The sequence below is a fragment of the Pedobacter nyackensis genome, assembly GCF_032678475.1.
GTDB lineage: Bacteria > Bacteroidota > Bacteroidia > Sphingobacteriales > Sphingobacteriaceae > Pedobacter > Pedobacter nyackensis_A.
Genome location: NZ_JAVTSF010000009.1, coordinates 118532 through 144448 on the forward strand (window position 1 = coordinate 118532; position 25917 = coordinate 144448).

The window sequence follows — 25917 nt, forward strand, 5'->3', positions numbered from 1 at the left end:
TATAGGTTAGCTGTGTTTATTTTGCTTTAATGTCTGTTCCAAGTCGTTGTAAATAAGCAATCAATGCGATGATTTCTTTGTCACTTTTTACTTTGATATTGTTCTTCTGAAGATCTGCAGCAATTTCTTTAGCCTGGATGTCCAGATCGCTGTTTGCTTTATCTTCATAACCTTTAGCATAAGGCACACCCAGTGTCCGCATCGCATTAATCTTGCTACGGGTAGTTGTGGTATCCAGCGTCTGCGTAATTAACCATTCGTAAGGAGGCATGATACTGCCCGGCGACATCGTTTGTGGATCTAACATGTGATTGTAGTGCCACGCATTACCATATTTTCCACCTTCACGTTGTAAATCCGGACCTGTGCGTTTTGAACCCCATAGATGTGGATGGTCATACACAAACTCACCAGCCTTGCTATATTCTCCATATCTTTCTGTCTCAGAGCGGAAAGGACGGATCATTTGAGAGTGACAGCTCACGCAACCTTCTTTAATGTAAAGGTCTCTACCCTGCAATTCTAATGGCGTATAAGGTTTTATACTACTAATAGTAGGGATGTTGGACTTAATAGTGAAGGTTGGCATCATTTCAATTGCTCCGCCAATAAGGATCACAATTAAAGATAGTACTAAAAACACCATTGGTTTGCGCTCCAGTACGCGGTGTAATTTTCTGTCAGAACCCTGAGCTACAAACTCTTCAGGTAGAGGCATTGCTTCAGCAGGTTCATTTGCTAATAATTTACCTGTGCCAACAGTTTTAATCAGGTTATAAGTCATTACAATTACCCCAACAAGATACAAGGCACCACCTATTGCTCTTAATATGTACATTGGTACAATCTGCAAGATGGTCTCCAGGAAGTTAGGGTACCTCAACATACCGTCTTCAGTAAATTCTTTCCACATTAATCCTTGGGTAAACCCAGCGAAATACAATGGCACTGCGTAAAATATAATACCTAAAGTGCCGATCCAGAAATGGAAAGAAGCTAGTTTTTTAGAGTATAAAGAAGTTCTGTAGATTCTTGGTATTAACCAGTATAAAATACCGAATGTAAGGAATCCATTCCAGCCTAAAGCACCTACGTGTACGTGTGCTACTATCCAGTCGGTATAATGCGCTATTGCATTAATTTGTTTTAAGGCTAACATTGGCCCTTCAAAAGTTGCCATACCATAGGCTGTTAAACCAACCACCATGAATTTAAGTGTCGCATCTTCGCGTACTTTGTCCCATGCGCCACGTAGCGTAAGCAAACCATTGATCATACCACCCCAGCTTGGTGCAATAAGCATAATAGAGAAAGCAACACCTAATGATTGTGCCCATCCCGGTAGGGAGGTGTATAACAAATGGTGAGGGCCGGCCCAGATGTAAATGAAAATTAACGACCAGAAGTGGAGTATACTAAGTTTGTAAGAGTATACAGGTCTGTTCGCCATTTTTGGCAGGAAGTAGTACATCATACCCAGGTATGGTGTTGTTAAAAAGAACGCTACTGCATTGTGTCCATACCACCATTGTACCAATGCATCTTGTACACCTGCATACAGATAATAGCTTTTAAAAGCTGAAATAGGTAGTTGGAAAGAGTTTACGATATGTAATACTGCAACAGTAACAAATGTTGCGATGTAGAACCAGATGGCTACATACATATGTTTTTCCCGACGCTTAATGATTGTTCCAAACATGTTTACTCCAAATGCTACCCAGATTAATGTAATGGCGATATCAATTGGCCACTCCAGTTCTGCGTATTCATGGGAAGATGTAAGTCCTAAAGGAAGCGTGATTACTGCTGAAACAATAATGAGCTGCCATCCCCAGAAATGTATTTTACTAAGTACATCACTAAACATACGCGCTTTTAATAGTCGCTGTAAGGAATAATATACCCCCATAAATATCGCATTACCCACAAAGGCGAAAATTACTGCATTGGTGTGTAGTGGTCTGATACGGCCAAACGTGGTGTATTGAGACCCCATGTTTAACGCCGGTTTAAAGAGTTGCATTGCAATGAGCAAGCCAACCGTCATGCCAATAATCCCCCATACGATGGTGGCTATGGCAAAGTTTCTGACGATCTTGTTGTCGTAGTAAAATTTTTCTGTCATGTGAAATTAATGAAAGGTTTATGGATGTAAAATTAGTAGGGTGCTGTTGAATATAGCATGACGCTAATTGTGCTTAAATGTGATCTTCATCACATTTTTTGGGCTCTTTTTCTTCCTTCAGTTCGTCATCAAAAAGTATACGTACCGCGGGGGTATAAGTATCATCATGCTGACCGGTTTTTGTTGCCCAGAAGAAGGCTGCCAGAAAGACAAGTGCGAGCAGAATGCTGCAACCTATCAAGAAGTAGATCATGTTCATAACAAATTGTTTTTACGTGCATAAAGTCTTGCCGCTATGCTGGTGAATAGAATGATGGTTACGGTACTTATAGGCATTAAGATCGCTGCAATTAGCGGGGATAATAAACCTTGAACGGCAAAAAATAATCCGACTGCATTGTAAAGAAGTGAAATGACAAAGCTGATATGGATTACTTTAACCGCATCTTTAGCTTGTTGAATGAAGTTCGGTATTTTACGAAAAGCATCACCATCCAGAATGGCATCACAATCGGGAGAGAAGTTGTTGATGTTGTCGGTAACAGCCACTCCCAGGTTGCTTTGTCTTAAAGCACCTGCATCATTCAGGCCGTCGCCAAACATCAATACTTTTTTACCCATGTTTTGCAGACCTACGATGTAGTCTAGCTTGTTTTGTGGACTTTGTCCGAATTGCATTTGTTGTGCACGTGGGAAAAAGGGGATGAGGGTTTGTTTATCATGATCCTGATCTCCGGAAAGCAGGTGGAGGTCTGCTTGTTTGCCCAGTTTAAATGTAAGGTCTTTAAAACCATCCCGCCATTGCTGCTGAAAGGTGAAATAACCAAGATAGTTGTCGTTTATCATCACGTGCACGCTGCTTTTCATTGGAGAGTTGATCAGCGGCAGGCCAATAAAAGCGGAACTTCCCAATTTCACTTTATTTCCATTAATTCTTCCGCTGATTCCTCTTCCAACTTTTTCTATATAATCATCTACCGGATAAACTTTGTCGATGTTTAATGATTTTACGAGTTCCCGGCTTAGCGGGTGACCGGAGTTTCGCGATAAATCGCTTATCAATTGTTTTTGATCGTCCGTAATATTTCCATGAAAGCTAAAGCCTGCGGCCTCGGGATTCGTAATTGTACCTGTTTTATCAAAAATAAACGTATCTATTCTGGCAAGTTCTTCGACTACTGCGGTGCTTTTTAAATAAAACTTATTTTTATCAAAAATGCTGAGTACTGCGGCAAGTGTAAAAGGAGTGCTTAATGCCAGGGCGCAAGGGCATGCAATAATGAGTACAGCAGTAAACGAAGCTATAGCCTTAGTGGCATTACCTTCATATATCATCCAGAATGCAGCCGAACCTGTAGCAATAAGCAACAGCACGATGCTAAAATATTTACTGGCTGTGTCGCTAAAAGTCTTAATTCTATTTTTTTCGCTGAAGAAGGCCTGATTGTTCCATAGTTTTGTCAGATAGCTTTGTGAAACGGGTTTTACCACTTCCAGTTCTATAGCACCAAGAAGTTGTCGGCCCCCGGCATAAACAACTTCTCCCAGTGTTTTTGGAACGGGGATAGATTCACCGGTTACAAAACTAAAGTCCATTTCGGCTTCACCTTTTAATAATATAGCATCAGCTGGAATAATTTCATTGCTTCTGATCAGCATCCTGTCGCCAATGTGAAGTTCATTGAGAGGGACAGGCTTTTCTTTACCGTCTTTTATTAAGGTTACTGCTACCGGGAAGTAAGACCTGTAGTCGCGTTCAAAAGAAAGATGATGGTAAGTGCGTTGCTGCATCCATTTTCCAATCAGCAGGAAGAAAACAAGACCACATAGTGTATCTACGAATCCGGCACCTGAATTATTAACGATCTCTGCTATGGATCTGATAAACATCACGGCTATACCTAAGGCCAGTGGAAAATCAAGATTGAGTACGCCGTTTTTTAGGTTGTTATAAGCAGAAATAAAATAGTCTTTCCCACAATAAAATACAACGGGTAAGGCGAAGGCCAGGTTTAACCAGCCAAAGAATGATTTAAACTGTTGTTCCAGATCAGATAGCCCAAAGTATTCCGGAAAGCTAAGGAGCATGACATTACCGAAACAAAATCCGGCAACAGCTATCTTGCTTACTAGCTTTCTTTCTGAAAAATCTGATTGCTGTTTTTTAACCACGTCTTGTAAGCTGATCAATGGTTCGTAACCAATGGAGGCCATGGTTTCTACAACATTCCTTAATGAGCTTTGCTCATTTTTGAAGGTAATGGCTACCTGTTTCTTTAAAAAATCTATCCTCGACTGTACAATTGCAGGGTTAATTTTATGCAGGTTTTCCAGTAGCCAGATGCAGGAACTGCAATGTATAGCCGGAACATACAAGGTAATGGATGTGATTTTTTGATCTTGATAATCAACCAGTTTTTGAACTATTTTGGGCTCGTCCAGATACTCGAAATGTTGTTCCCTGCCTTTTTGGCTTTGTCCGGGGACATCATTGTAGGCATAATAGTTATCCAGGTTATGATCAGATAAAATTTGATAGACACTTTTGCAGCCCAGACAGCAGAACTGTTTATCATCATGTAGATATAGGTTACCTGGCAGATCGTCTCCGCAATGGTAACAATGTTTTTCGGCATTGAGCGTTTTTTGCTGCACCATAGACAAAATCATTTTCATCAAAGTTCAGCGTAATTGTCATGGTATAGTATGACAGAAGTCACGGCCGAATATGATAGGGATCATTATTTAATTCATAACAAGTAATCGATCATTTTGTTTTTTAGCTATCTTTTCAAGTTATTTATTAAATATAAAAATTAAAACCTGCATATTTATGCATTGAACTAAACATAGTGGTCATTGATGTGTTATGGAGAAAAACGAAATAAAAAGATGCAGTACCGGGAAATTTTAGATCAGCTTCATGCCTATGTGACAAACCTGTTTGATACACATAAAGACGAGAGATTTATTTACCACAATTTACATCATACTGAGCAGGTAGTTGAAAATACGGTTAAAATTGCCAATCATTATCAACTGTCGGATCAGGACTTCTTCATTGTTGTAGCAGCAAGCTGGTTCCATGATATGGGATATTTATTTGATTGCAGTCAGCACGAAGCAAGAGGAGAACGTATTGCGGTAGCTTTTTTAGAAGAAAAAGGTGTAGAAAAAGCTGTCATTGATCAGGTTAGTGGATGCATACTGGCAACCAAGATGCCTCAAAACCCATCGGGTTTATTGGAGCAAATAGTCTGCGATGCAGATTTGTACCATTTGGGTAGCGACAGTTTTAAGGAAAAGAATAAACTGATTCATAAAGAAGTTGAGGCCTTTTGTAATAAGGATATAGATAAGGAAGTATGGAGAGCTAAAACTATAGCACTATTTAAAGCACATCATTATCACACAGATTATTGTAAAGATTTATTAAATCATAAAAAAGCACAGAATTTAGCCGAAATGGAAGAAAAGTTAAATGCCCAGTCAGAAACCGGTACAACAATCGCTTCGTTAACAAAGAAGAAGAAAAAGAGCGATAAACCGGAGCGGGGAGTCGAAACTATGTTTCGCATTTCTTCCACAAATCACCAGCGATTAAGTGATATGGCCGATAATAAGGCACATATTATGATTTCTACCAACTCGATTATTTTGTCTGTAATATTGAGTTTACTACTTCGAAAACTGGAGGATAATCCGCATCTGATCATTCCTACCTTACTTTTATTGATCATTTGCGTAACGACAATGGTTTTTTCTATACTGGCCACAAGGCCGTCGATACCAGAAGGTGTATTTACGCCGAAGGATATAGAAGAGAAGAAAGTGAACCTGTTATTTTTTGGGAACTTTTATCGTATGAGTCTTTCCGACTATCAAAATGGGATGCTTAAAATGATGGATGATCGTGAGTTCCTTTATGGCAGCTTAATAAAAGATGTATATGCACAAGGCGTGGTGTTAGGACGTAAGTACAGATTACTAAGGGTGGCTTATAACGTATTCATGTTTGGTATAGTAGCGGCCGTCCTTGCATTCATCATTGCATCGGCACTGGTAACTCTTTAACAAATTTATGGAAGAAGCCATTTTTTTTAACAGAGATTTAAGCTGGCTTAGTTTTAATGAACGTGTGCTGCTACAGGCCGATAAACCTACTGTTCCTTTACTGGAACGGATTAAGTTTCTTTCCATTTATTCGTCTAATCTTGATGAGTTTTATAGAGTAAGAATGCCGGTTTTGATGGCTGTTAAAGCACAAACTGAAGAACCAGGTAATTATGAACGCGCACAGATTGAAATAGACCGGCAACAACAGAAATTCGGATCAATTATCGCTACACAGATTCTTCCTGACCTGGCTAAACATCATGTTCATTGGGTTTACAATAAACCAATTCCTGATCATATTTCTACCAAAGTCGTTACGCTCTTTTTTAATGAAGTACTGGCTTTTATTCATACGGTATGTATTAATGACCAATTAACTGATTTCTTTGCTGAGAATAATAAATTATACCAGCTGGTAATTTTAGAGGATAAAGAGGGAAAGGAACGACTTGAACTGATTCATGTTCCGTCTGATGTTTTGCCGCGATTGTATGCGATCGTCGATGGAGAAGAGCAGTACGTGGTGTTTTTAGAGGATCTTATCAAATATAATTTAGCTTATTTGTTTCCTGATGATCGTATTAAAGGTGTGTTTAACCTTAAAATTACACGTGATGCGGAATTGAAAATTGAAACTGATCTTTTTGAAGACATAACTGAGGCGTTGGAGCGGCAGCTGGAGCGTCGTGATTTTGGGTTTGCTACGCGTTTGCTATGTGAGCCGGGCATTCCTTTACGCAACTTGTACTATATTGTTTATGTTTTAAATTTAAAGAATGCTTCTGTTGTAGAAGGCGGGGCTTACCATAATTTAAAAGACCTGAGTAATTTTCCAATTCAAGGAACTGCGTTTAGTTACCCAAAATGGCCGGCAACGGAATCAATAAAAATACCTGAAACAACGACCTTGTTTGAGTTGATTTTAAAACGCGATTTACTGATCAGTGTTCCTTATCAAAGCTATGATCCTATACTCCGTTTTTTTAATGAAGCTGCCAATGATCGGTACACGGAAGAAATTTATACCACACTTTATCGGGTAGCAGATAATTCCAGGATTGTTAACGCTTTGATTACTGCAGCCAGAAATGGGAAGAAAGTAACGGTATTGGTAGAATTGAAAGCCAGGTTTGATGAAGCGAACAACATTAAATGGGCCAAGAAAATGAAGACCGCCGGGGTTCAGCTCATTTATAGCAGTCTGGATCTTAAGGTGCATGCTAAAGTGGCGTTGGTTAAACGCAGGACCAAAGATCGATGTGATTACCTTGGATTGTTGGCGACAGGAAATTTAAATGAAGGTACTGCCCGGTTTTATACAGATCATATATTGCTTACGGCTCATCAGGCTATGCTCAAAGAGCTGGAAGCGCTATTTGGTTTTCTGAGCGAAAATAAAAAAGCACCTTTGCCGGAAGATATGATTGATTTTCAGCACCTGATTGTTGCACAGTTTAACCTTCAGTCGCGCTTTCTAGATTTGATTCAACGTGAAATTGATCATGCGAAAAGTGGAGGTAAGGCAGGGATTACTATAAAACTAAACAACCTGGAGGAACAGGTGCTTATTAAAAAGCTTTACGAAGCCTCACAAGCAGGAGTAAAGGTCAGACTTATCATCCGCGGTATCTGTTGTTTAATACCAGGAAGGGTAGGTTTAAGCGAAAATATTACAGTAACGAGGATTGTGGACCGTTATCTTGAACATGGTCGTGTTTTTTTATTTGAAAATAACGGCAGACATGAGCTGTTTATGGGTTCAGCAGACTGGATGAACCGTAATATTTATAGCAGAGTCGAGGTTTGTTTCCCTGTTTACGACGAGGAGTTAAAGCAATTGTTAATCAAAATTATTAACTTACAGCTAGATGATAATGTTCAGGAATCTATTTATCTATTTTTGCAAAACAAGATATAAACCAAACGAACTTATGCGCATATTTTACAAGAATGTTTTACGATTAATGGTTGTGCTGGCCATTTTTGGTGCATATGCATGTAAAAATCTGGTTAACAAATATACAAGTCCGCAAGGGTACAATTTTAATAAGCCAGATAAGTTCAATATGCCTTCCAGTTTACTTGAAATATCAGGAATAGCCTTTTACAAAGGTATAAGTGATACTGTATATAGTATTCAGGATGAGGATGGTAAGTTATTTAGACAAGGATGGGGTGTTAAAAAGCAGTTTCATATGAAGTTTGCGCCTAAGGGTGATTTCGAGGATATTGGGATATTTAACGAAATGGTGTTTGTATTGAAAAGTGAAGGCAGTATTTACTCATTTCCCTTTACAGAAGCGATAAAAGAAGCAACTGATATCGTAAAAATACGGAAAGGACTTGTTCCAAAAGCAGAGTATGAGGGGATGTTTGTTGATCCGCAAACCAATAAAGTTTATGTCTTATGTAAAAAATGTGATCTGGATAAGAAAATGAAGCAGGTTACAGGTTATGTGTTTGACTATAACGCTGAATTGGATAGTCTGACTGCTGCCGGAGATTTTAAGATTGATCTTAGTCAGATAAAAAAGTTTAATTCAAAACTTAAAACGAGTTTAAGTCCTTCTGCTTTGGCGAAACATCCTAAAACCGGTGAGTGGTTTATACTTTCGTCGACAAATAAACTGTTGCTGATCACGGATGCCATGTGGAATATTAAAGCAGTTCATCGTTTAAATTCATCAACTTTTAATCAGCCTGAAGGTATCGCATTTGACAGGGAATTAAACCTTTATATATCTAATGAAGGAGATGAGGTAAGTGATGGCAATATTTTAAAGTTCAGGTATTTAGATTCGGTAAAGAAATAATTACCCTCTTTTTACCGATTATACCAAAACAGGTAGTAAATTTGGAGCGCAGCTGCCAGGCTCCTAACAAACAAATACATGCAAGCAATAACGCTAGATCTAGGTAAAGGTATAATTGAATCAGGCCATAAACCTATTGGTGCTGATATCGAGTTTTCATTAAGACCTTTTATTGAATATTTAGAGAAAAGAGCAGCGGAAGAGAAAACTGTAAAGGTTAATTTTTATAAGTATATACTGGGACAGTTTAATGCTTATCCCGAGCTTAGACATCCAATTCCTTCGGAAGAAGCATTGAAGTATACTGATCTTTATGAGTTGATTTACACTGCTTTGTCGCCTATTATAAATGAAGAGAAACAGCAGTATTGGGCAATCAGTAAACCGATATCCCCTTGTTTCCATTACGGTACGGATGCTTTCTATAGTGTTTTGATGGATGCAACCAAATGCAATTTAAAAGCCGATCTTAGTTTACCTTCAAAAAGGGAGATGGAGAAAAGTCTGTTATCTGCATTTTATAATCTTATCATGGAAAGGTTTTATAACTTTTCACTTACCGGCAACCAGCTGATCATCCATTCCGTGATAGATCCGGAAACGCATTTGCTTAAGTATTACAGGCTAAATGTAGATACCCGTTTTTTAGAAGTTAAATCGAGTATTAAATTACCTGAGTACAATTTAAAAGACGTAAAAGATTATATAAAGGATGAAAGAAATACCATAAAGGTTTTAACCAAAATGCTTCCACCTGAAGCATTCATGATAGAAGGTATATCTATAGTTACATTAACCGATGTAACAGGGGAATATGCGCTGGAGACGATCAAAAACCTGATCATAGACCATGATGAGTCGCAGCAGGGTTTACACACAAAAGAGATTGCTACTGCTTTAAAAACATTGGTAGGTACAGATCAGATAGATTTTGGTATGATTCCTTATATCAGGTTAAATAACAAGGTTCAGGTCAATCAGTTATTTGGTTTTAATAGTGTTTTAATTCAACTGTCAAGGGAACAGGGAATTGATGATGATGTGCATGAAAGTCTTATTGATGATTACCTCGCCCAGCCTCGTACCCTGATTTTTCCTGAAGTTTTTGAGGAAGACCAGGTTAAGTATCCGATGTTGAAGTTGCTGGGACAGGTAGGTATCAAATCATACGCACTTTTTCCATTGTATTTCAATGCTCGCTTAGTGGGTTGCCTGGAATTGTATACGAAGGATTCAAGTCAGTTTAACGGGAATACGTTAAGCAAAATTGAGACTTCGTTTCCTTTGCTGGCACAATTGTTTCACAATGTAATTGTTGATTTTAACAAGGAAATCCAGGATGTCATTATGGATAAGTTCACTGCTTTACAACCTTCAGTACAATGGAGGTTTCAGGAGGCTGCTTATCATTATGTACAATCTGGTGCCAGGGATAGAAATTTCCCTATAGAACCGGTTTTTTTTAAAGATGTAATTCCATTGTATGGGGCTATAGATATTCGTAATTCCAGTATTCAGCGTAATGCTGCTATAAGAAGGGATTTGTATGCGCATTTCGAAATTTTAGACAATACGTTAACTGCTATAAAAAGCAGAGCAAAAGAATGCCTTGCTGCCGAAATTCCCAAGGGTACGTCGGCATGGAACAGTAAGCACCTTGAAGAATTGTCTGACCGTGAGATTTTTAAAACAGAAGATTATCTGCAGCGACAAATACCCAGTGCCCTGCAACATTTAAAGGACACCTATCCGGAAGTGGTTGAGATTGTAGATAACTACTTTAAATTAACGGGAACTAAAGGTAAGATCCTTGAAAATAGGGAGCGCTATGAAAAGAGCATGCAAATGATAAATGTTGCGGTAACCCGTCATTTGGATGAATTTAATGCTGAGCTTCAAAGCATTTATCCTTGTTATTTTGAGAAATTCAGGACGGATGGTGTTGAGTTTGATCTTTACCTGGGACAGTCCATCACGCCAGGAATTCCTTTTCCTTCAAACATTGTTAGTGATTTTAGGTTAAGGCAGTTACGTATACTTGCCGAAATCGCAAGAACAACCAATAATCTGGGTCCTTATTTCTCTATTCCGTTAGAAACTACACAGTTGATTTTTGTTTATGAAAAGCAAATTGACATTAGCTTTAGGATAGATGAACAAAGGTTTGATGTGGAGGGAAGTTATAACATCCGTTATCAGATGGTTAAAAAACGGATAGATAAAGCTTTGATTAAGGATACAACGGAACGACTTACACAACCAGGAAAAATAGCTATTGTATATTTTAACAGTAATGAAGCTAAAGATTATGTTGGTTATATTAAAAAACTACAGAGTCAGCGTTTGTTAAATGATGATTTAGAGTTTCTTGAATTGGAAGAGTTACAGGGGGTAGAAGGATTGAAAGCCCTGAGAATAGGGGTGAAATATTAAATAGTTATCATCATGAGTTTTAAAAAGTCCCTGTTTGCTCTAGCATTTTCTGGTCCGGTGCTAATGACATCATTTTATGATGCAAGAGCCCAGCAACTGAACACTAAAGATTCAATTACGATAGCTGTTGCGCCGGAGTATAATAAAGTAAGCGCTTTTCATCGCTTTTGGCTTGGAGAAAGTTATCGTAAAATTTGGGCGACACCGGTGAAAGTGAGGGTTATTGATCTTCAGAAGGAGAAGGGGGGCTTAACTATTGTAAAGCTGGGAGGAGGAATGCAGACACGTTCTTTGCGCCTGGTGGATCCTACGGGAAAGGAATGGGCTTTACGAACTGTTCAGAAATATCCTGAAAGGGGTCTTGCAGAAAATCTGAGGGCAACAATTGCAAAAGATATCGCGCAAGATCAGGTGTCTACCAATCACCCTTTCGCATCGCTGGTTGTTCCAGACCTTGCTGGTGCATTGGATTTACCACATGCTAAACCAGAGATTGTTTATGTTGGTGATGATCCTGGATTAAAAGAATATAGAAAAGATTTTGCGAATGCGGTGTATCTGATAGAGGAAAGAAGTCCTTTTGAAGAAAAAACCGATAATACAGAGAAGGCGCAGAAAAAGATCCAGAAAAATAATGATACCAAGGCTGATCAGCGTTTAACGCTACGAGCAAGGTTGCTTGATTTTGTACTTGGAGATTGGGACAGGCATGAGGATAATTGGCGCTGGGCACCAAAAGATGAGGGGAACGAAACCATTTATGTACCTGTGCCTCGCGACAGAGATAAGGTATTCTACAAAACATCGGGTGTGTTCCCATGGGTATTAAATCATCAGTGGCTTAAAACACATTTACAGCCTTATAGTGAAAACATCAGGGATGTAAACCATTGGAATTTTAATGAAAGATATTTTGACCGGTACTTTTTAAATGAACTGACAGCGCAGGACTGGCAGGCGGAGGTTAAGTATGTTCAAAGTAAGTTAACGGATGAGTTGATCGATAAGGCCTTCCGTAAAATGCCGGATACGGTATTTAAACTTTCCGGCCCTGAGCTAATTCGTTTTTTTACGTCGCGACGTGATAAGCTGGAAACACTGGCCCTGCAGTATTATAAGTTTTTATCGATTAATGTAGATATTCCGGCATCAGAGAAAAAAGAGAGTTTTAAAGTGTTAAACCTGGAAAACGGTGATGTCGAAGTTATCATTCGTAATATCAATAAAGAAGGGAAAGAGGGGCGATTGGTTTACAAAAGAACTTTTAGTCATGAGGTCACAAGAGAATTGAGGCTGTTTGGTATAGGCGATGAAGATATATTTACAGTTGAGGGGGCTTCAGCTTCACCCATTCGTGTGCGTTTAATTGGCGCAGCGACAGCCAACCAATACCAGGTTGCAAAAGATGTAAGGAATAAACCTTTCATCTATGACCAGCCAGATAAAGCTAATTTATTCCCTGATAGAGCTCAGGCAAGGTTTCGTTTGTCAAACGACTCCCTTGTAAACCACTTTGATAAAAATAGTTTTTTATATGACCGTTCAGGGGTACTTTTTAATGGTGGTTACAATATTGATCAGGGGATTCAGATTGGTTTAGGTTATGTGATAGAAAAACAAGGCTTCAGAAAAGAACCATATGCCAGAAAACATGAGTTTTGGGCTAATTATAACAGTGGAAGAAAATCATTCGTACTGGATTACTTGTCTGATTTTAAAAAAGCTGTAGGTAACAACGACCTGACTGTACATGCCAATTTTCTTGGGCCAAACAACCTAAGTAATTTCTTCGGATTGGGAAACAATACGGAAAACATTGATCATGATTTTGATGACCTGGATATGGATAGAGAGGATGGGATTTCTTATTACAGGAACCGTTATAATTACCTCAATGCCGATGTTAGACTAGGGCGCAATATTACTAAGCATCTAAGAGCTGACGCGGGCGTATTGTTCTCTTATTATACAAGTTCTGCCTCTGCAAATGAAGAGAGATTTTTTAATGATTACAATGCGGCCAATCCGGATCAGGAGATTTTTTCTGATAAGTTGTATGGCGGTTTTGTTGCTGGATTGGTTTATGACACCAGGGATAATGTATCTATTCCAAAAAAAGGAATTTATTGGAAAACTGTTTTCACAGCGCAACAAAGGATAGATAAAACAGGGGACAACTACGGCTCGGTGACAAGTGAATTCCGTTTCTATGTTAATCCGGCAAAATCAGGACTGGTCATTGCTAACCGTCTTGGCGGAGGTACAACCATAGGTGATCCGACTTTCTTCCAACGCATGCAGCTGGGTGGGACGAATAGTTTGCGTGGCTTTAACAGTAAGCGTTTTACTGGTACGAGCATGTTTTATAATAACCTTGATCTGCGACTGAAACTCTTTAATTTCACTTCTTACCTGGTTCCCGGAACTGTTGGTATGATTGGCTTTACAGATGTAGGCCGGGTATGGGAAAAAGGAGAGCATTCAGGTAGGTGGCACCAGGGTTATGGCGGTGGTTTATACGTAATGCCGGGCGAGGTGATGTTGCTGCAAGCAAGTGTAGGTGCATCTAAAGAAGCCAGTATGCTATATTTATCTGTCGGCTTTAATTTCTAATGAGCTGTATCTACTAGTTTAGTATTCAGTACTTAAACTCTCTTTTTTACAAAACATTACAGAGGTAAACCATTCTGTTGGCGGTGTTATGCGTTGAACAGAATGGTTTATTTTGTTTATTGACAAATAACCCTTAATTTGAGTACCGTTATTTTAACAAATAAAGCAAGATTAAACACACGATAACCACACTCAAAGATGAACAGAAGAGAAGCGCTTAAAAATACCGCTGTATGGCTCGGAACCGCAATTTCGGCTACTACTTTTGGTGTTTTATTTGAAAGTTTTACACTTCCTGAAAATGAGAAAAACTCAGTCTCGTTTTCTGCAAACCAGGAACAAATCCTGGCAGAGCTTGCCGATATTATTATTCCTCCTTCGAAAGATGCAGGCGGTGCAAAGGCGGCGGGTGTAGGTAGTTTCATTCCAATGATGATTACAGACTGCTATCCAGCTGAAATGCAAAAAGCTTTTGCTGAAGGATTAAAAGACATGGAGGCCAAATCATTAAAAGACTTTAATAAAGATTTCTTATCTCTTAGCGTAAAAGAACGCGAACAACTGGTAGAAAGCATTAGAACAGAGACTATCGAAAAGCAGAAAGCCGATAAAGCGGCTAAAAGAAGTACCCCCTATTTCTTTGTGTTGGCCAGAGACCTTACAGTGTTGGGCTACTTTAATTCCGAGATAGGCTGTACACAAGCACGTGAATACATTGCCATACCAGGTCGCTATGATGGTTCTGCGGACTTGAAGCCCGGACAAAAATCATGGGCTAGTTAACGTTTTAATATTTAAGGAATTGTAAATCATGAATATAAATACCGATTTAAAAAAGGAAAATACATACGATGCTATTGTCGTAGGCTCTGGAATTAGTGGCGGCTGGGCTGCAAAAGAATTAACTGAAAAAGGTTTAAGGGTATTGATGCTTGAACGTGGAATGAATGTAGAACACGTAAAAGATTACGATACTGCCATGAAAGATCCCTGGGAGTTTAAACATGCTGGTCGGTTGACTGAAGAACAAAAGGCTACACACCCTGTTCAAAAACGAGATTATCCATATACGGAGTATAATGAAAAGTGGTGGGTAAATGATTTGGAATGTCCATATACGGAAGACAAACGTTTCGATTGGTACCGTGGTTTTCATGTCGGGGGAAAATCGTTAATGTGGGGTCGCCAAAGTTACCGTCTAAGTGATCATAACTTTGAAGATAATGCCAAAGATGGTCACGGTAATGATTGGCCTATTCGTTATAAAGATCTGGCACCATGGTACGACTATGCAGAGCGTTTTGCAGGCATTAGCGGACAAGCTGAAAACTGGCCTACATTACCAGATGGTCAGTTCCTGCCACCAATGGATCTGAATATTGTTGAGAAGTCCGTTAAGAAGCGTATTGAAGAGCATTATAAAAGAACAAGGATCATGACCATTGGCCGCGTGGCCAATTTAACAGTTCCTCACAAAGGACGCGGCAATTGCCAGTACAGAAATTTATGTAGCCGTGGTTGTCCGTTTGGTGCTTATTTTAGTACGCAATCTTCAACTTTACCTGCTGCAGAAGCGACAGGAAGGTTGACTTTACGACCGTATTCTATTGTAAATCATATTATTTATGATAAGAATACTAAAAAAGCAAAGGGGGTAATGGTAATTGATGCAGAGACCAATAAAACAATGGAGTTCTATGCTAAAATTGTTTTTGTAAATGGATCTACACTTGGTTCAACCTTTATTTTGTTAAATTCTACTTCTGAGGCTCATCCAAATGGATTGGGTAATGGAAGTGGACAGCTTGGTCACAACCTAATGGATCACCATTTCCGTTGTGGGGCTTCCGGAGAAGCTAGCGGTTTCGACGATAAATATACTTTTGGCCGTAGAGCAAACGGAATTTATATACCAAGGTACCAGAATGTTGGTAGCGATAAACGTGATTACCTGCGTGGATTTGGTTACCAGGGTGGTGCAAGTCGCAGGAACTGGCAAAGTGATATTGCCGAACTTGCTTTCGGTAATGACTTTAAAGAGAAAATGAGTACTCCAGGTGCGTGGACAATGGGACTTGGTGGTTTCGGTGAAATGCTGCCTTATTATGAAAACAAAGTATATATCGATAAAACCAAGAAAGATAAGTGGGGCCAACCGGTATTGGCTATCGATTGCGAATACAAAGACAATGAGAAGAAGATGCGTTTGGATATGATGAACGATGCCGCTGAAATGCTCGAAGCAGCAGGGATGAAGAATATCAAAACTTATGATAATGGTTGTTATCCTGGTATGGCCATTCACGAAATGGGTACAGCCAGAATGGGTAATGATCCAAAAACGTCGGTATTAAACAAATGGAATCAAATGCATGAAGTAAACAATGTGTTTGTAACAGACGGATCTTGTATGCCATCCATTGCTTGTCAGAATCCTTCTTTAACTTTTATGGCTTTAACAGCACGTGCCTGTGATTACGCGGTAAAAGAACTGAAGAAAAAGAACATCTAACAAAAGTTGCTGGAAACAAAAAAGTCGGTAGTTTCAACTACCGACTTTTTTGTTTTAGTTTTTTTATTCAGCTTCACCGTCTACAAAAAGCCTGATCTCATGATCGGAAATCGTAATTAAACGATCTTTGTATAAACCACCAATGGCTTTTTTAAATGCACTTTTACTTATTTTAAAACGATGATAGATGTCATCAGGTGTACTTTTGTCGCCCAATGAAATTATGCCGCCACTTTCTTTCAGATCAGCAAGTAATACATCTTTAGTTTCAAGGATGTGACCATAACCCATAGGCTGTAAACTCAGGTCTATTTTGCCTTCCACACGGATCTTTTTTATCCATCCTTTACGTGTCTCGCCAGGGTTTAACTCGTCGAATAGCTCATTAGTATATAATAAACCGATGTATTTGTTGTCAATGATGGCATTGTACCCCAAATCAGATCTGTCTACTATTAATAAACTTACTTCGTCACTTTCTTCCAGATCAATATCTTCCTCTTCAACAAAATTCACAAGTTTCGAAGAAGCAAGCATTCTGTCATTACTTTCATCTAAAAATACATAGACCACATGTTTATCTCCTTTAAACATCGGGCGTTTTTGTTCGCGTTTAGGTACATAAATGTCTTTACCTAAACCTATGTCCATAAAAGCACCGCCATCTTCGGTTTCATCCACCACAGTCAGATAAGCAAAATCGCCTACGCAAGCATAAGGTTTTTTGGTAGTAGCCTGTAACCTGCCGTCTTTTTGTACAAAGACAAATACGTTCAGGTTATCACCTATTTCGGCATTTTGCGGAACATCAACATAAGGTAGGAGTACCTCTTTTTCACCCTCAGTTAAAATCAGGCCTTCTTCCGTTTTCTTTATAATTCTAAGGTCGTTGTATTGTCCTATTGCTATCATTTTACAAAGGTAGCAATCTATTGTCGTTTTCTATGTGCTTCAACAATTTCCCTGTAATGTTTACCTTCAGTTTTTGTAGTTTCCAGTCCCCCAGTTTCCAGTCCAAACAGAATCTCTAGTTTTCGCGCGATTTTATAAGGAATATCCAGCTGATCATCAATCAGTATGTCTCTGTAATTGTAAAAAGTGGTCATTCCTTTACCAATGATCCCGGGAATTGCCTTAAGGACAATCCGGTACTCATGTCTTTTTAAATTATCGATACATTCTTCAATTTTGTACTTCTTGGGCAGTAACTCTTTATTCTGAGTGTTTTCTTGCATAACAGAATTGTTTTTCGGTTAAATAATTTGTTAAAAGTTTAAATTATTGCAAGTCTATACAGAAAGGAATATACGTTGGTAAAAAATATTACATTATTTAATTATTAATGAAAACAGTTCGCCAGCAAATGTAGGTTTTGCCAATTGCATGGCCATTTTGCTTCTTTTACCCATTGTACAACAGAATACTATCCTTTGATGATCTTGTAATTCAGTGAGACGGTTGTTTAGCTCATAAAGTGGAATGTTAATGCCTCCAATGTTATGTTCTTCGAACTCATAAGTTTCTCTTACGTCAATCAAGAGATAATCGTGCTGCTCTGTTTCCCATTGTGCCAGGTCTGCCAACCCAATTTCATTTGTGGTTTCTATTTGTAGTTGTTTTTTATCTTCTGCTGCTGCGAAAATAAACAGTTGCGTCTCATTGTTAAGTGTATTAAAGACTAGTAGTTTACCAGACAGTGGGGTTCCGAATCCGCATATTATTTTTATAGCTTCGTTGGCCATTATACTACCAATGATACCAGGTAGTGTTCCAATAACACCAGCCTCACCGCAGTTTTGGGTGTCTTCTGGCAATGGGGGCTCCGGATAAATGGACCGGTAGCTGGGGCCTCCATTCAAATTAAACACAGATACCTGACCTTCAAATTGAAATATAGAACCAAATACCAAAGGTCTGTTCAGTTTTACGCAAGTGTCATTTACCAGGTAACGCGTAGGGAAATTATCAGAGCCATCAATCACCAGGTCATAGTGTTCAACTATCGATGCATTTTCCGTGCTAAGCTTAAAGGGGTAAGAAACAACGTCTATGTCGGGATTAAACAATTGTAGTTTTGCGGTAGCAACATCGGCTTTAAGTTTCCCCATATCACCGGTATGATATAGTATTTGCCGGTGAAGATTGCTTTCCTCGACGATATCATGGTCTACAATTCCAATACGGCCAACACCTGCGCCGGCAAGGTACATCAATAAGGGACAACCCAGTCCACCGGCACCAATAACCAATATGCTTGCTGTTGTAAGTTTGCGCTGACCGGTAATACCTATTTCATCCAATGACATCTGTCTGCTATATCGTTTAAAATTAAATGTAGTATCCATGTTAAGCTTTTACTTTGATTAATTTAAACCAGGCTATTGTCCCAATCTTTCCATACGGGTTCATAACCCTGTCTGGAAATCATTTCAGCTATTTTCGCCGCACTACGTTCATCCGAAATTTCAAATTGTTCCAGCGACTGTGGTTCTACCGCGTAACCACCAGGATTGGTTTTTGAAGCAGCACTCATAGAAGTTATACCTAACTTAATGATGTTATCTCTAAATATCTCCGATTCCCGCGTGGATATTGAAAGTTCTACTTCTTCATTAAACAAACGGTAAGCACAGATCAGTTGTACCAGCTCTCTGTCGTTCATCACAACCTTTGGTTCTAAACCACCACTAAAAGGTCTTAAGCGAGGAAATGATATGCTGTATTTGCTTTGCCAGTAAGTTTTTTCGAGATAGTCTAAATGCATAGCGGTATAGAATGAGTCGGTGCGCCAGTCTTCAAGACCAATTAAAACACCCAGTCCCATTTTATGAATTCGGGCTTTGCCTAGTCTGTCTGGTGTTTCAAGTCTATACTGAAAGTTCGATTTCTTACCTTTTGGATGATGTTTTTTATAATCTTCCTGGTGATAAGTCTCCTGATATACCAGTACTGTATTTAAACCAAATGACCTTAATTCCTCGTAATCCTCGAGATCTAATGGTTGCACTTCCATCGAAATCTGTGCAAAATGGGGTCCGATCAGTTCCAGAACCTTTTTAAAGTAATCGGTATGGACGGTTTGGTTGGCTTCACCGGTGACCAGTAGCACGTGTTCAAAGCCCATTTTCTTAATTACAGCTACTTCTTGCATAATTTCGATAGGGCTTAGCGTTTTACGCCTTACTTTGTTGTCGTAGCTAAAACCGCAATAGGTACAGATGTTATTGCATTCGTTAGATAGATAAAGTGGAACGTACATTTGAACCACACTGCCAAAGCGTTTAAGGGTCAGCTGCTGACTAATCTGTGCCATTTGTTCCAGGTAGGGAGCGGCAGCAGGAGAGATAAGTGCCTTAAAGTCTTCTAATGTTCTTTTCCTTGTCGACAACGCATATTCAACATCAATAGCTGTTTTGCTGTAAATGCTTTTGCTGGTTTCGTTCCAGTCAGACTTTTCAAAAATATCGTTAAAGGTCGCCATTGTTGTCATTAATCTAAAAAGGAGGTGAGTGGACTGCTGGCGACAGCTTGGGCAGCAACAACGCCCAGTTTAGCCTTGTAAGCCATTCTACCTGCTTCAACTGCCATTTTAAATGCCTCAGCCATTCTAACCGGATTTCCGGAAACTGCAATTGCTGTGTTCACCAACACCGCATCGGCACCAATTTCCATGGCTTTTGCAGCATCTGAAGGAGCACCAATACCGGCGTCAATTATTACGGGTACAGTACTCTGACTGATGATGATTTCGAGAAAGTCGATTGTTTTTAGGCCTTTGTTACTGCCAATTGGCGATCCAAGGGGCATCACTGCCGAGGTTCCTGCATCTTCGAGACGTTTACACAAAACAGGATCGGCATGAATATAAGGCAGCACAATAAAGCCTAGTTTAGCGAGTTCTTCCGTTGCTTTTAGGGTTTCAATAGGGTCGGGCATTAGGTATTTTGGATCGGGATGAATCTCCAGTTTGATCCAATTTGTTTGCAAAGCTTCCCTGGCCATTTGAGCAGCGAAAACTGCTTCTTTCGCATTTCTAACGCCTGAAGTATTGGGTAGAAGGTTGATGTGAGGATGGTTTAAGTGCATTAGTATATCATCATCTTCCGACTGCATATCTACTCTTTTAAGCGCAACAGTAACCAGTTCAGAGGCAGAAGCTAATAAAGCCTCCTCCATTTTTAAGGCTGAACTGAATTTTCCAGTGCCTGTAAACAAGCGCGAATTGAATGTTTTGTCTGCTATTTTTAACATTGTAGGTTATTTAATCAGTTTGTAATCAGTTGACTTTGAAATAGGCCCATTTGTGTCGGCAAGTCGGGATGATTAGTTAAGGCACCTGAAATTGCAACACCATGTATACCTGACTGCATCAATAGAGGTATATCTGTTAGTTCTATTCCTCCAATAGCGATTACAGGAAGTGTTATTTCTGCATTTCTGGCCGCTTCAATTAAGCTGAAGTAACCTTCTAAACCGATTACCGGGCTTAAGTTCTGTTTTGTTGTTGTAAATCTGTAGGGGCCCAAACCTATATAGTCGGCACCTTCCTGAGCCCTCAATTGCATGTGTGCTAAAGTATTTGCTGTTCCTCCAATAATCATTTTGGCACCAAGCAGCGCCCTGGCTGCTGCAACAGGCATGTCATCAAGCCCTAAATGAACGCCATCGGCTCCGGCCTTTAATGCAACAAGTGGATAGTCGTTTACAATTAACTTTGCCCCATGCTTTTTACATAGTGCTACTGCCTCAATAGCCAATGGCAATACTTCGGCTTCCGTTTGATCCTTAACCCTTAGCTGGATCCATTTACCTCCTGCAGCCAGTACTTTCTCGATAGCTGCCAGGTGTGAAGTTACCGATGATTGAGCGTGCTCTACCTGTGATATATAATGTAATTTGTCAATCATAACTATTGTGTGAATTGAAGTTTATGATGCCCTAAAAGGCTTTCATTACTGTTTAAAAATTGTTCAGTATATTTTTTTGCATGTTTACATGCATCTAACAGCGTGTGATTTTTTGCTAAAGTGGCAGTTATGGCTGCCGATAATACGCATCCAGAGCCGTGTTTTTGATAGACCTTTGTAACACTGGGTTTTAATTCAACCATCTTCTTGTTCTCAAATAAATAATCTGTCCCTATATGCGTTTTCATGTGACCACCTTTTAGTAAGACCGGGCAGTAGGCAGACCAGGATCCAGCAGCAGTGAAAACTTCTTCCTGACCTCCCATACTTAGCATTTCCGGGTAATTGGGGGTAATCAGGTTGATTTGTTTTAAGACCGGGAGCAAATGTTTAAGTCCGGCATCCCAATCATGAAATGCATAACCTGCACTTGCTTTTAATACCGGATCCAATACTATTTTTATAGTTGTCTGATGCTTTTTTAAATACGCAATAACTTCAAGTAAAACTGCAATATCTTTTATCAACCCAATCTTAACCGCTGCTACTTTAAAACGGTAGAGTAGCGGAGCCATTTGATCTATAATCTCTGTTACACTGAGCCAGCTATTTTTCAGAAATTCACTGTCGGTTTGTACGGTCAGTGCACTACATATACCGAAACCATATGTTTCATTTTGTTCGAAACATTTAATGTCGGCCAATATTCCGGCACCTGCGGTAGGATCAAAACCTGCAATACTCATTACATAAGGTCGCTGTGCTATTTTAGACATCGTTCTATTTATGATTGTACACTTTAGTTGAAGGTCTCATTGTATTTGTCTATTAGTGATTTAATTTCAAAAACAGCCTGCTTTTTGTCTCTCCATATGGTTCCCAATACTGCCAAGCCGTCAAAGCCGATAAGTTTTACTTTTTCTACTTTATCTAACTCAATTCCGCCCAGGGCAATCAGTTTAATGCGCTTATTTCCGGCTGGTAATTCCAGTTTACCAACATCCAGACCGATATAGCCCGGCTTCGATATACTGTTAAATACAGGCCCGTAAAATGCATAATCAAAAGACTGCAGCTTGTCCAGTTCATTTAAACTGTGAATGGAAGTACTTAGTACATTATCCTGTTCATATTTACAGCCTTCCGTTCTAAGTTTTTCCGGGTAATGAAGTCGCTTAATCAAAGCAAAATCACTAACCAGTTCATGAAACTGATGCAAAGCGATTCTGTTATGATAAGACGAATCAATCAATGAAATGAGCTTTGCATAGCTGTCTATATCCATACCTGGTTTTCTCAAATGAAAAAGTGGCATACCGGTTTCGAAAAGCAGATTAATGAGTTCGGATTCATGTTCAAAGCTCAGTGGATCGGAAATAACAATGAAAGACATGTAATGTATAACTGTTTAAATTACAGGTAGATTTCACTTCCTTTTTCAGCGAACTCTTTAGATTTATCGGCCATTCCTTTTTCAAGTGCTTCCTGTTCATCTACGCCTTGTTTAGCTGCATATTCCCTGACGTCCTGTGTAATTTTCATGGAGCAGAAGTTCGGTCCGCACATGGAACAGAAGTGTGCAATTTTTGCACCATCAGCAGGTAAAGTCTCGTCGTGAAATTCCTTTGCAGTATCCGGATCAAGAGAAAGGTTAAACTGATCTTCCCATCTAAATTCAAATCTCGCTTTACTTAATGCATTATCGCGGTATTGGGCGCCTGGGTGACCTTTAGCCAGATCGGCAGCATGAGCCGCAATTTTATAGGTAATTACACCATCTTTTACATCCTTTTTATTTGGTAAACCTAAATGCTCTTTAGGCGTCACATAACAAAGCATAGCGGTTCCAAACCAACCTATCATAGCGGCACCAATGGCTGAAGTGATGTGATCGTAACCAGGGGCGATATCGGTAGTAAGTGGGCCCAATGTATAGAAAGGAGCCTCAGAACAATGTTCAAGTTGCTTTTCCATATTTTCTTTAATCAGGTGCATCGGTACGTGTCCAGGACCTTCAATAATGGTTTGTACATCATGTTTCCAGGCAATTTTAGTCAGTTCGCCTAGTGTTTCGAGTTCACCAAATTGTGCTTCATCGTTGGCATCCGCGATGCAGCCCGGACGTAAACCATCGCCCAATGAAAAGGCTACATCGTATGCTTTCATAATTTCACAGATCTCTTCAAAATGTGTATAGAGGAAGTTCTCTTTATGATGTGCCAAGCACCATTTAGCCATAATAGAGCCACCACGGGATACAATGCCGGTCACCCTTTTTGCCGTTAGGGGCACATAACGTAACAATACGCCAGCATGGATGGTGAAATAATCAACACCTTGCTCAGCTTGCTCAATCAAGGTATCTCTAAACAATTCCCAGGTCAGGTCTTCCGCTTTGCCGTTTACTTTTTCAAGTGCCTGGTAAATAGGAACGGTACCAATAGGTACAGGCGAGTTACGGATGATCCATTCGCGGGTTTCATGAATGTTTTTTCCAGTAGAGAGGTCCATAATGGTATCCGCGCCCCATCTACAAGCCCAAACCGCCTTTTCAACTTCTTCCTCAATAGATGAAGTAACGGCTGAGTTGCCGATGTTGGCATTGATCTTTACCAAGAAGTTACGGCCAATAATCATTGGCTCAAGTTCCGGGTGGTTAATGTTACAAGGGATAACCGCACGTCCGGCTGCCACTTCTGAGCGTACAAATTCTGGAGTAATGTATCCCTTAGGTGTATTGGCCCCGAAACTTTGCCCTTTATGTTGATGGTTCATTACCTCATGTTGCGCACCAAGCTGCTCCTGTAGTAAATCTATCCTTTGATTTTCCCTGATAGCGATATACTCCATTTCGGCGGTGATGATTCCTTTTTTTGCATAATGCATCTGCGATACATTCATACCTTTCTTAGCCTTGTATGGTTTGTTCAGATGCGAAAAGCGAAGTACATCCAGTTTGCTGTCTGCCAGTCGAAGTTGACCGTAATCAGAAGTAATCTGTGACAGCTGTTCTACATCCAATCTGTCGGTAATCCATTTTTCTCTTAACCTCGGTAAGCCCTCTTTTACATCAATATGGGCATTCGGGTCGGTATAAGGGCCACTTGTATCATACACAGTTACCGGAGGGTTGGGCTCAGTTAAACCAAATCCATTGTGAATTTTGGTTTCACTTAAAGTAATTTCGCGCATTGCAACACTGATGTCATGCAGCTGGCCTTTTACAAATACCTTTCGTGATGCCGGGAATGGTGTGCGGCTGATTACTTCCTGGTTTGGAGTTTTTTCAGTTTTCATAGTGATTTAATGTAGGGTGTGTGGATTTATCAATTTGTGGAAAGGCTTATTATCCGCCTTGAGTTGCTTTAATGAGCATCACCTGATCACCATCTTTTAAAAGATGGGTTTGCCAGGTAGATTTGGTGATGATGGTTTGATTTACGGCTACGGCGATGCCCTTAGCCTCGCCAGAAAGAACGATAGCCAGCATTTGCGTTACTGAGCAAAGGTCTTCAAACTGATGTTGTTGTTGGTTTATAGTTATTTCCATAATCTGTTAAAATTTGGAAACTATAGGAGACAGCCCATAACGGGTCGAAAAGATAGCAATAGATTTGCTTCTACTTTTCCCTTCGGCAGTACTAACTGCATCAGGTTCAAAGGGTATTTCTCAGCGCAAGGCACCCCTAAAGTTTTTTGTAAAGCTATGTTATTTTATTTTTAAATACAAACTGCCAGAATTTAGATAGGTGAAAAAATAAAAAGAGGAGTATGATAACCGCATTTTTGGTAATTTACATACCTATTAAACTATAAGATATTCTTTGTTTAAACACAGAACGGCAATTTTCCGAGTGAAAATTGCCGTTGTAGATGATGAGATATTAAAAAATGAAAAGCTATTCCTTTGATGCGGTCATAGAAATAATTGGAATTAATCCATACGTTCAGGTACCAGAAACTATTTTGAACGAAATTTTTATTCAGGCAGGTAAAAATAAAGGGCATATTCCTGTTGCCGGCACTGTAAACAGTTTATCGTACCAACAAACGTTACTAAGGTACAGTGGTCTTTGGCGACTTTACATTAACACATCGATGCTCGAAAATTCACCTAAACGAATAGGAGAATCCATTAAAGTGACTATTAAATTCGACCCATCTGACAGAAAAATAAAGCCGCATCCAAAACTACTAGAAGCATTAAAAAGTAATTTGGAAGCGAAATCTAAGTTCGATAAGCTAAGTCCTTCAGCGCAGAAAGAAATGGTGAGATATATTTCTTCTTTAAAAACAGAGGAAAGTAGAAATCGAAATATTGAAAGAGCCATTAATTTTTTGTTAGGTAAAAGTTCGTTTATAGGAAAAAAGACGCTTTAATAAATGCTAACTTTG

General features: G+C 39.4%; 21 protein-coding genes and 1 riboswitch. Of the genes, 8 read left to right on the forward strand and 13 right to left on the reverse strand.

Annotation, left to right across the window (positions count from 1 at the left end; genetic code table 11):
• Positions 1–16 precede the first annotated feature (16 nt).
• From ccoN to R2Q84_RS23250, 3 genes are all read right to left on the reverse strand, one after another.
• Positions 17–2128 (reverse strand): cytochrome-c oxidase, cbb3-type subunit I, encoded by a 2112-nt coding sequence (ccoN, locus tag R2Q84_RS23240; RefSeq protein WP_316819000.1) that lies wholly within the window; start codon positions 2126–2128, stop codon positions 17–19.
• A 73-nt stretch (positions 2129–2201) separates the two neighbouring features.
• Positions 2202–2387 carry a cbb3-type cytochrome oxidase assembly protein CcoS gene (gene ccoS, locus R2Q84_RS23245; protein WP_316819001.1) on the reverse strand — a complete coding sequence of 62 codons (186 nt, stop codon included), beginning with the start codon at positions 2385–2387 and terminating at the stop codon, positions 2202–2204.
• The gene (locus tag R2Q84_RS23250; protein WP_410478436.1) at positions 2384–4804 is read right to left on the reverse strand and encodes a heavy metal translocating P-type ATPase; all 2421 of its coding nucleotides are present in this window, start codon (positions 4802–4804) and stop codon (positions 2384–2386) included. The genes ccoS and R2Q84_RS23250 overlap by 4 nt, the downstream gene beginning before the upstream one ends.
• 216 nt (positions 4805–5020) lie before the next feature.
• On the opposite strand from R2Q84_RS23250, the gene R2Q84_RS23255 reads away from it, so the two are divergent.
• From R2Q84_RS23255 to R2Q84_RS23285, 7 genes are all read left to right on the forward strand, one after another.
• Positions 5021–6202, forward strand: a complete 1182-nt coding sequence (locus tag R2Q84_RS23255; protein ID WP_316819002.1) for a Pycsar system effector family protein — start codon at positions 5021–5023, stop codon at positions 6200–6202.
• A 7-nt stretch (positions 6203–6209) separates the two neighbouring features.
• Positions 6210–8162 (forward strand): polyphosphate kinase 1, encoded by a 1953-nt coding sequence (gene ppk1 / locus R2Q84_RS23260; RefSeq protein WP_316819003.1) that lies wholly within the window; start codon positions 6210–6212, stop codon positions 8160–8162.
• 13 nt (positions 8163–8175) lie between these two features.
• Complete coding sequence (locus R2Q84_RS23265; RefSeq protein ID WP_316819004.1) at positions 8176–9057, forward strand: SdiA-regulated domain-containing protein; 882 nt, start codon at positions 8176–8178, stop codon at positions 9055–9057.
• A 78-nt stretch (positions 9058–9135) separates the two neighbouring features.
• Complete coding sequence (locus R2Q84_RS23270; RefSeq protein ID WP_316819005.1) at positions 9136–11490, forward strand: GAF domain-containing protein; 2355 nt, start codon at positions 9136–9138, stop codon at positions 11488–11490.
• A gap of 12 nt (positions 11491–11502) precedes the next feature.
• The gene (locus R2Q84_RS23275; RefSeq protein ID WP_316819006.1) at positions 11503–14103 is read left to right on the forward strand and encodes a BamA/TamA family outer membrane protein; all 2601 of its coding nucleotides are present in this window, start codon (positions 11503–11505) and stop codon (positions 14101–14103) included.
• A gap of 198 nt (positions 14104–14301) precedes the next feature.
• Complete coding sequence (locus R2Q84_RS23280) at positions 14302–14886, forward strand: gluconate 2-dehydrogenase subunit 3 family protein (protein ID WP_316819007.1); 585 nt, start codon at positions 14302–14304, stop codon at positions 14884–14886.
• A gap of 28 nt (positions 14887–14914) precedes the next feature.
• Positions 14915–16615, forward strand: a complete 1701-nt coding sequence (locus tag R2Q84_RS23285) for a GMC family oxidoreductase (RefSeq protein WP_316819008.1) — start codon at positions 14915–14917, stop codon at positions 16613–16615.
• A 63-nt stretch (positions 16616–16678) separates the two neighbouring features.
• Here the strand turns inward: R2Q84_RS23285 and R2Q84_RS23290 are convergent, their stop codons facing one another.
• From R2Q84_RS23290 to thiS, 10 genes are all read right to left on the reverse strand, one after another.
• Positions 16679–17527 (reverse strand): S1 RNA-binding domain-containing protein, encoded by an 849-nt coding sequence (locus R2Q84_RS23290; RefSeq protein WP_316819009.1) that lies wholly within the window; start codon positions 17525–17527, stop codon positions 16679–16681.
• Between the two features lie 17 nt (positions 17528–17544).
• Complete coding sequence (locus tag R2Q84_RS23295) at positions 17545–17850, reverse strand: hypothetical protein (RefSeq protein WP_316819010.1); 306 nt, start codon at positions 17848–17850, stop codon at positions 17545–17547.
• 93 nt (positions 17851–17943) lie between these two features.
• Positions 17944–18960: a HesA/MoeB/ThiF family protein gene (locus tag R2Q84_RS23300; protein WP_316819011.1), complete on the reverse strand. Its 1017-nt coding sequence runs from the start codon at positions 18958–18960 to the stop codon at positions 17944–17946.
• A gap of 23 nt (positions 18961–18983) precedes the next feature.
• Positions 18984–20096 carry a 2-iminoacetate synthase ThiH gene (gene thiH / locus R2Q84_RS23305; RefSeq protein WP_316819012.1) on the reverse strand — a complete coding sequence of 371 codons (1113 nt, stop codon included), beginning with the start codon at positions 20094–20096 and terminating at the stop codon, positions 18984–18986.
• Between the two features lie 8 nt (positions 20097–20104).
• Complete coding sequence (locus tag R2Q84_RS23310) at positions 20105–20866, reverse strand: thiazole synthase (protein WP_316819013.1); 762 nt, start codon at positions 20864–20866, stop codon at positions 20105–20107.
• A gap of 14 nt (positions 20867–20880) precedes the next feature.
• Complete coding sequence (locus R2Q84_RS23315) at positions 20881–21522, reverse strand: thiamine phosphate synthase (protein WP_316819014.1); 642 nt, start codon at positions 21520–21522, stop codon at positions 20881–20883.
• 2 nt (positions 21523–21524) lie between these two features.
• Positions 21525–22298: a hydroxymethylpyrimidine/phosphomethylpyrimidine kinase gene (locus R2Q84_RS23320; protein WP_316819015.1), complete on the reverse strand. Its 774-nt coding sequence runs from the start codon at positions 22296–22298 to the stop codon at positions 21525–21527.
• Between the two features lie 23 nt (positions 22299–22321).
• Positions 22322–22915, reverse strand: a complete 594-nt coding sequence (locus R2Q84_RS23325) for a thiamine phosphate synthase (protein WP_316819016.1) — start codon at positions 22913–22915, stop codon at positions 22322–22324.
• A 20-nt stretch (positions 22916–22935) separates the two neighbouring features.
• Positions 22936–24819: a phosphomethylpyrimidine synthase ThiC gene (gene thiC / locus R2Q84_RS23330; protein ID WP_316819017.1), complete on the reverse strand. Its 1884-nt coding sequence runs from the start codon at positions 24817–24819 to the stop codon at positions 22936–22938.
• Between the two features lie 49 nt (positions 24820–24868).
• Complete coding sequence (gene thiS / locus R2Q84_RS23335; RefSeq protein WP_316819018.1) at positions 24869–25072, reverse strand: sulfur carrier protein ThiS; 204 nt, start codon at positions 25070–25072, stop codon at positions 24869–24871.
• A gap of 60 nt (positions 25073–25132) precedes the next feature.
• Positions 25133–25220: riboswitch (TPP riboswitch) on the reverse strand.
• 193 nt (positions 25221–25413) lie between these two features.
• Between thiS and R2Q84_RS23340 the strand changes: the two genes are divergently transcribed.
• Positions 25414–25902 (forward strand): YdeI/OmpD-associated family protein, encoded by a 489-nt coding sequence (locus R2Q84_RS23340; protein WP_316819019.1) that lies wholly within the window; start codon positions 25414–25416, stop codon positions 25900–25902.
• The last annotated feature ends 15 nt before the right edge of the window (positions 25903–25917 follow it).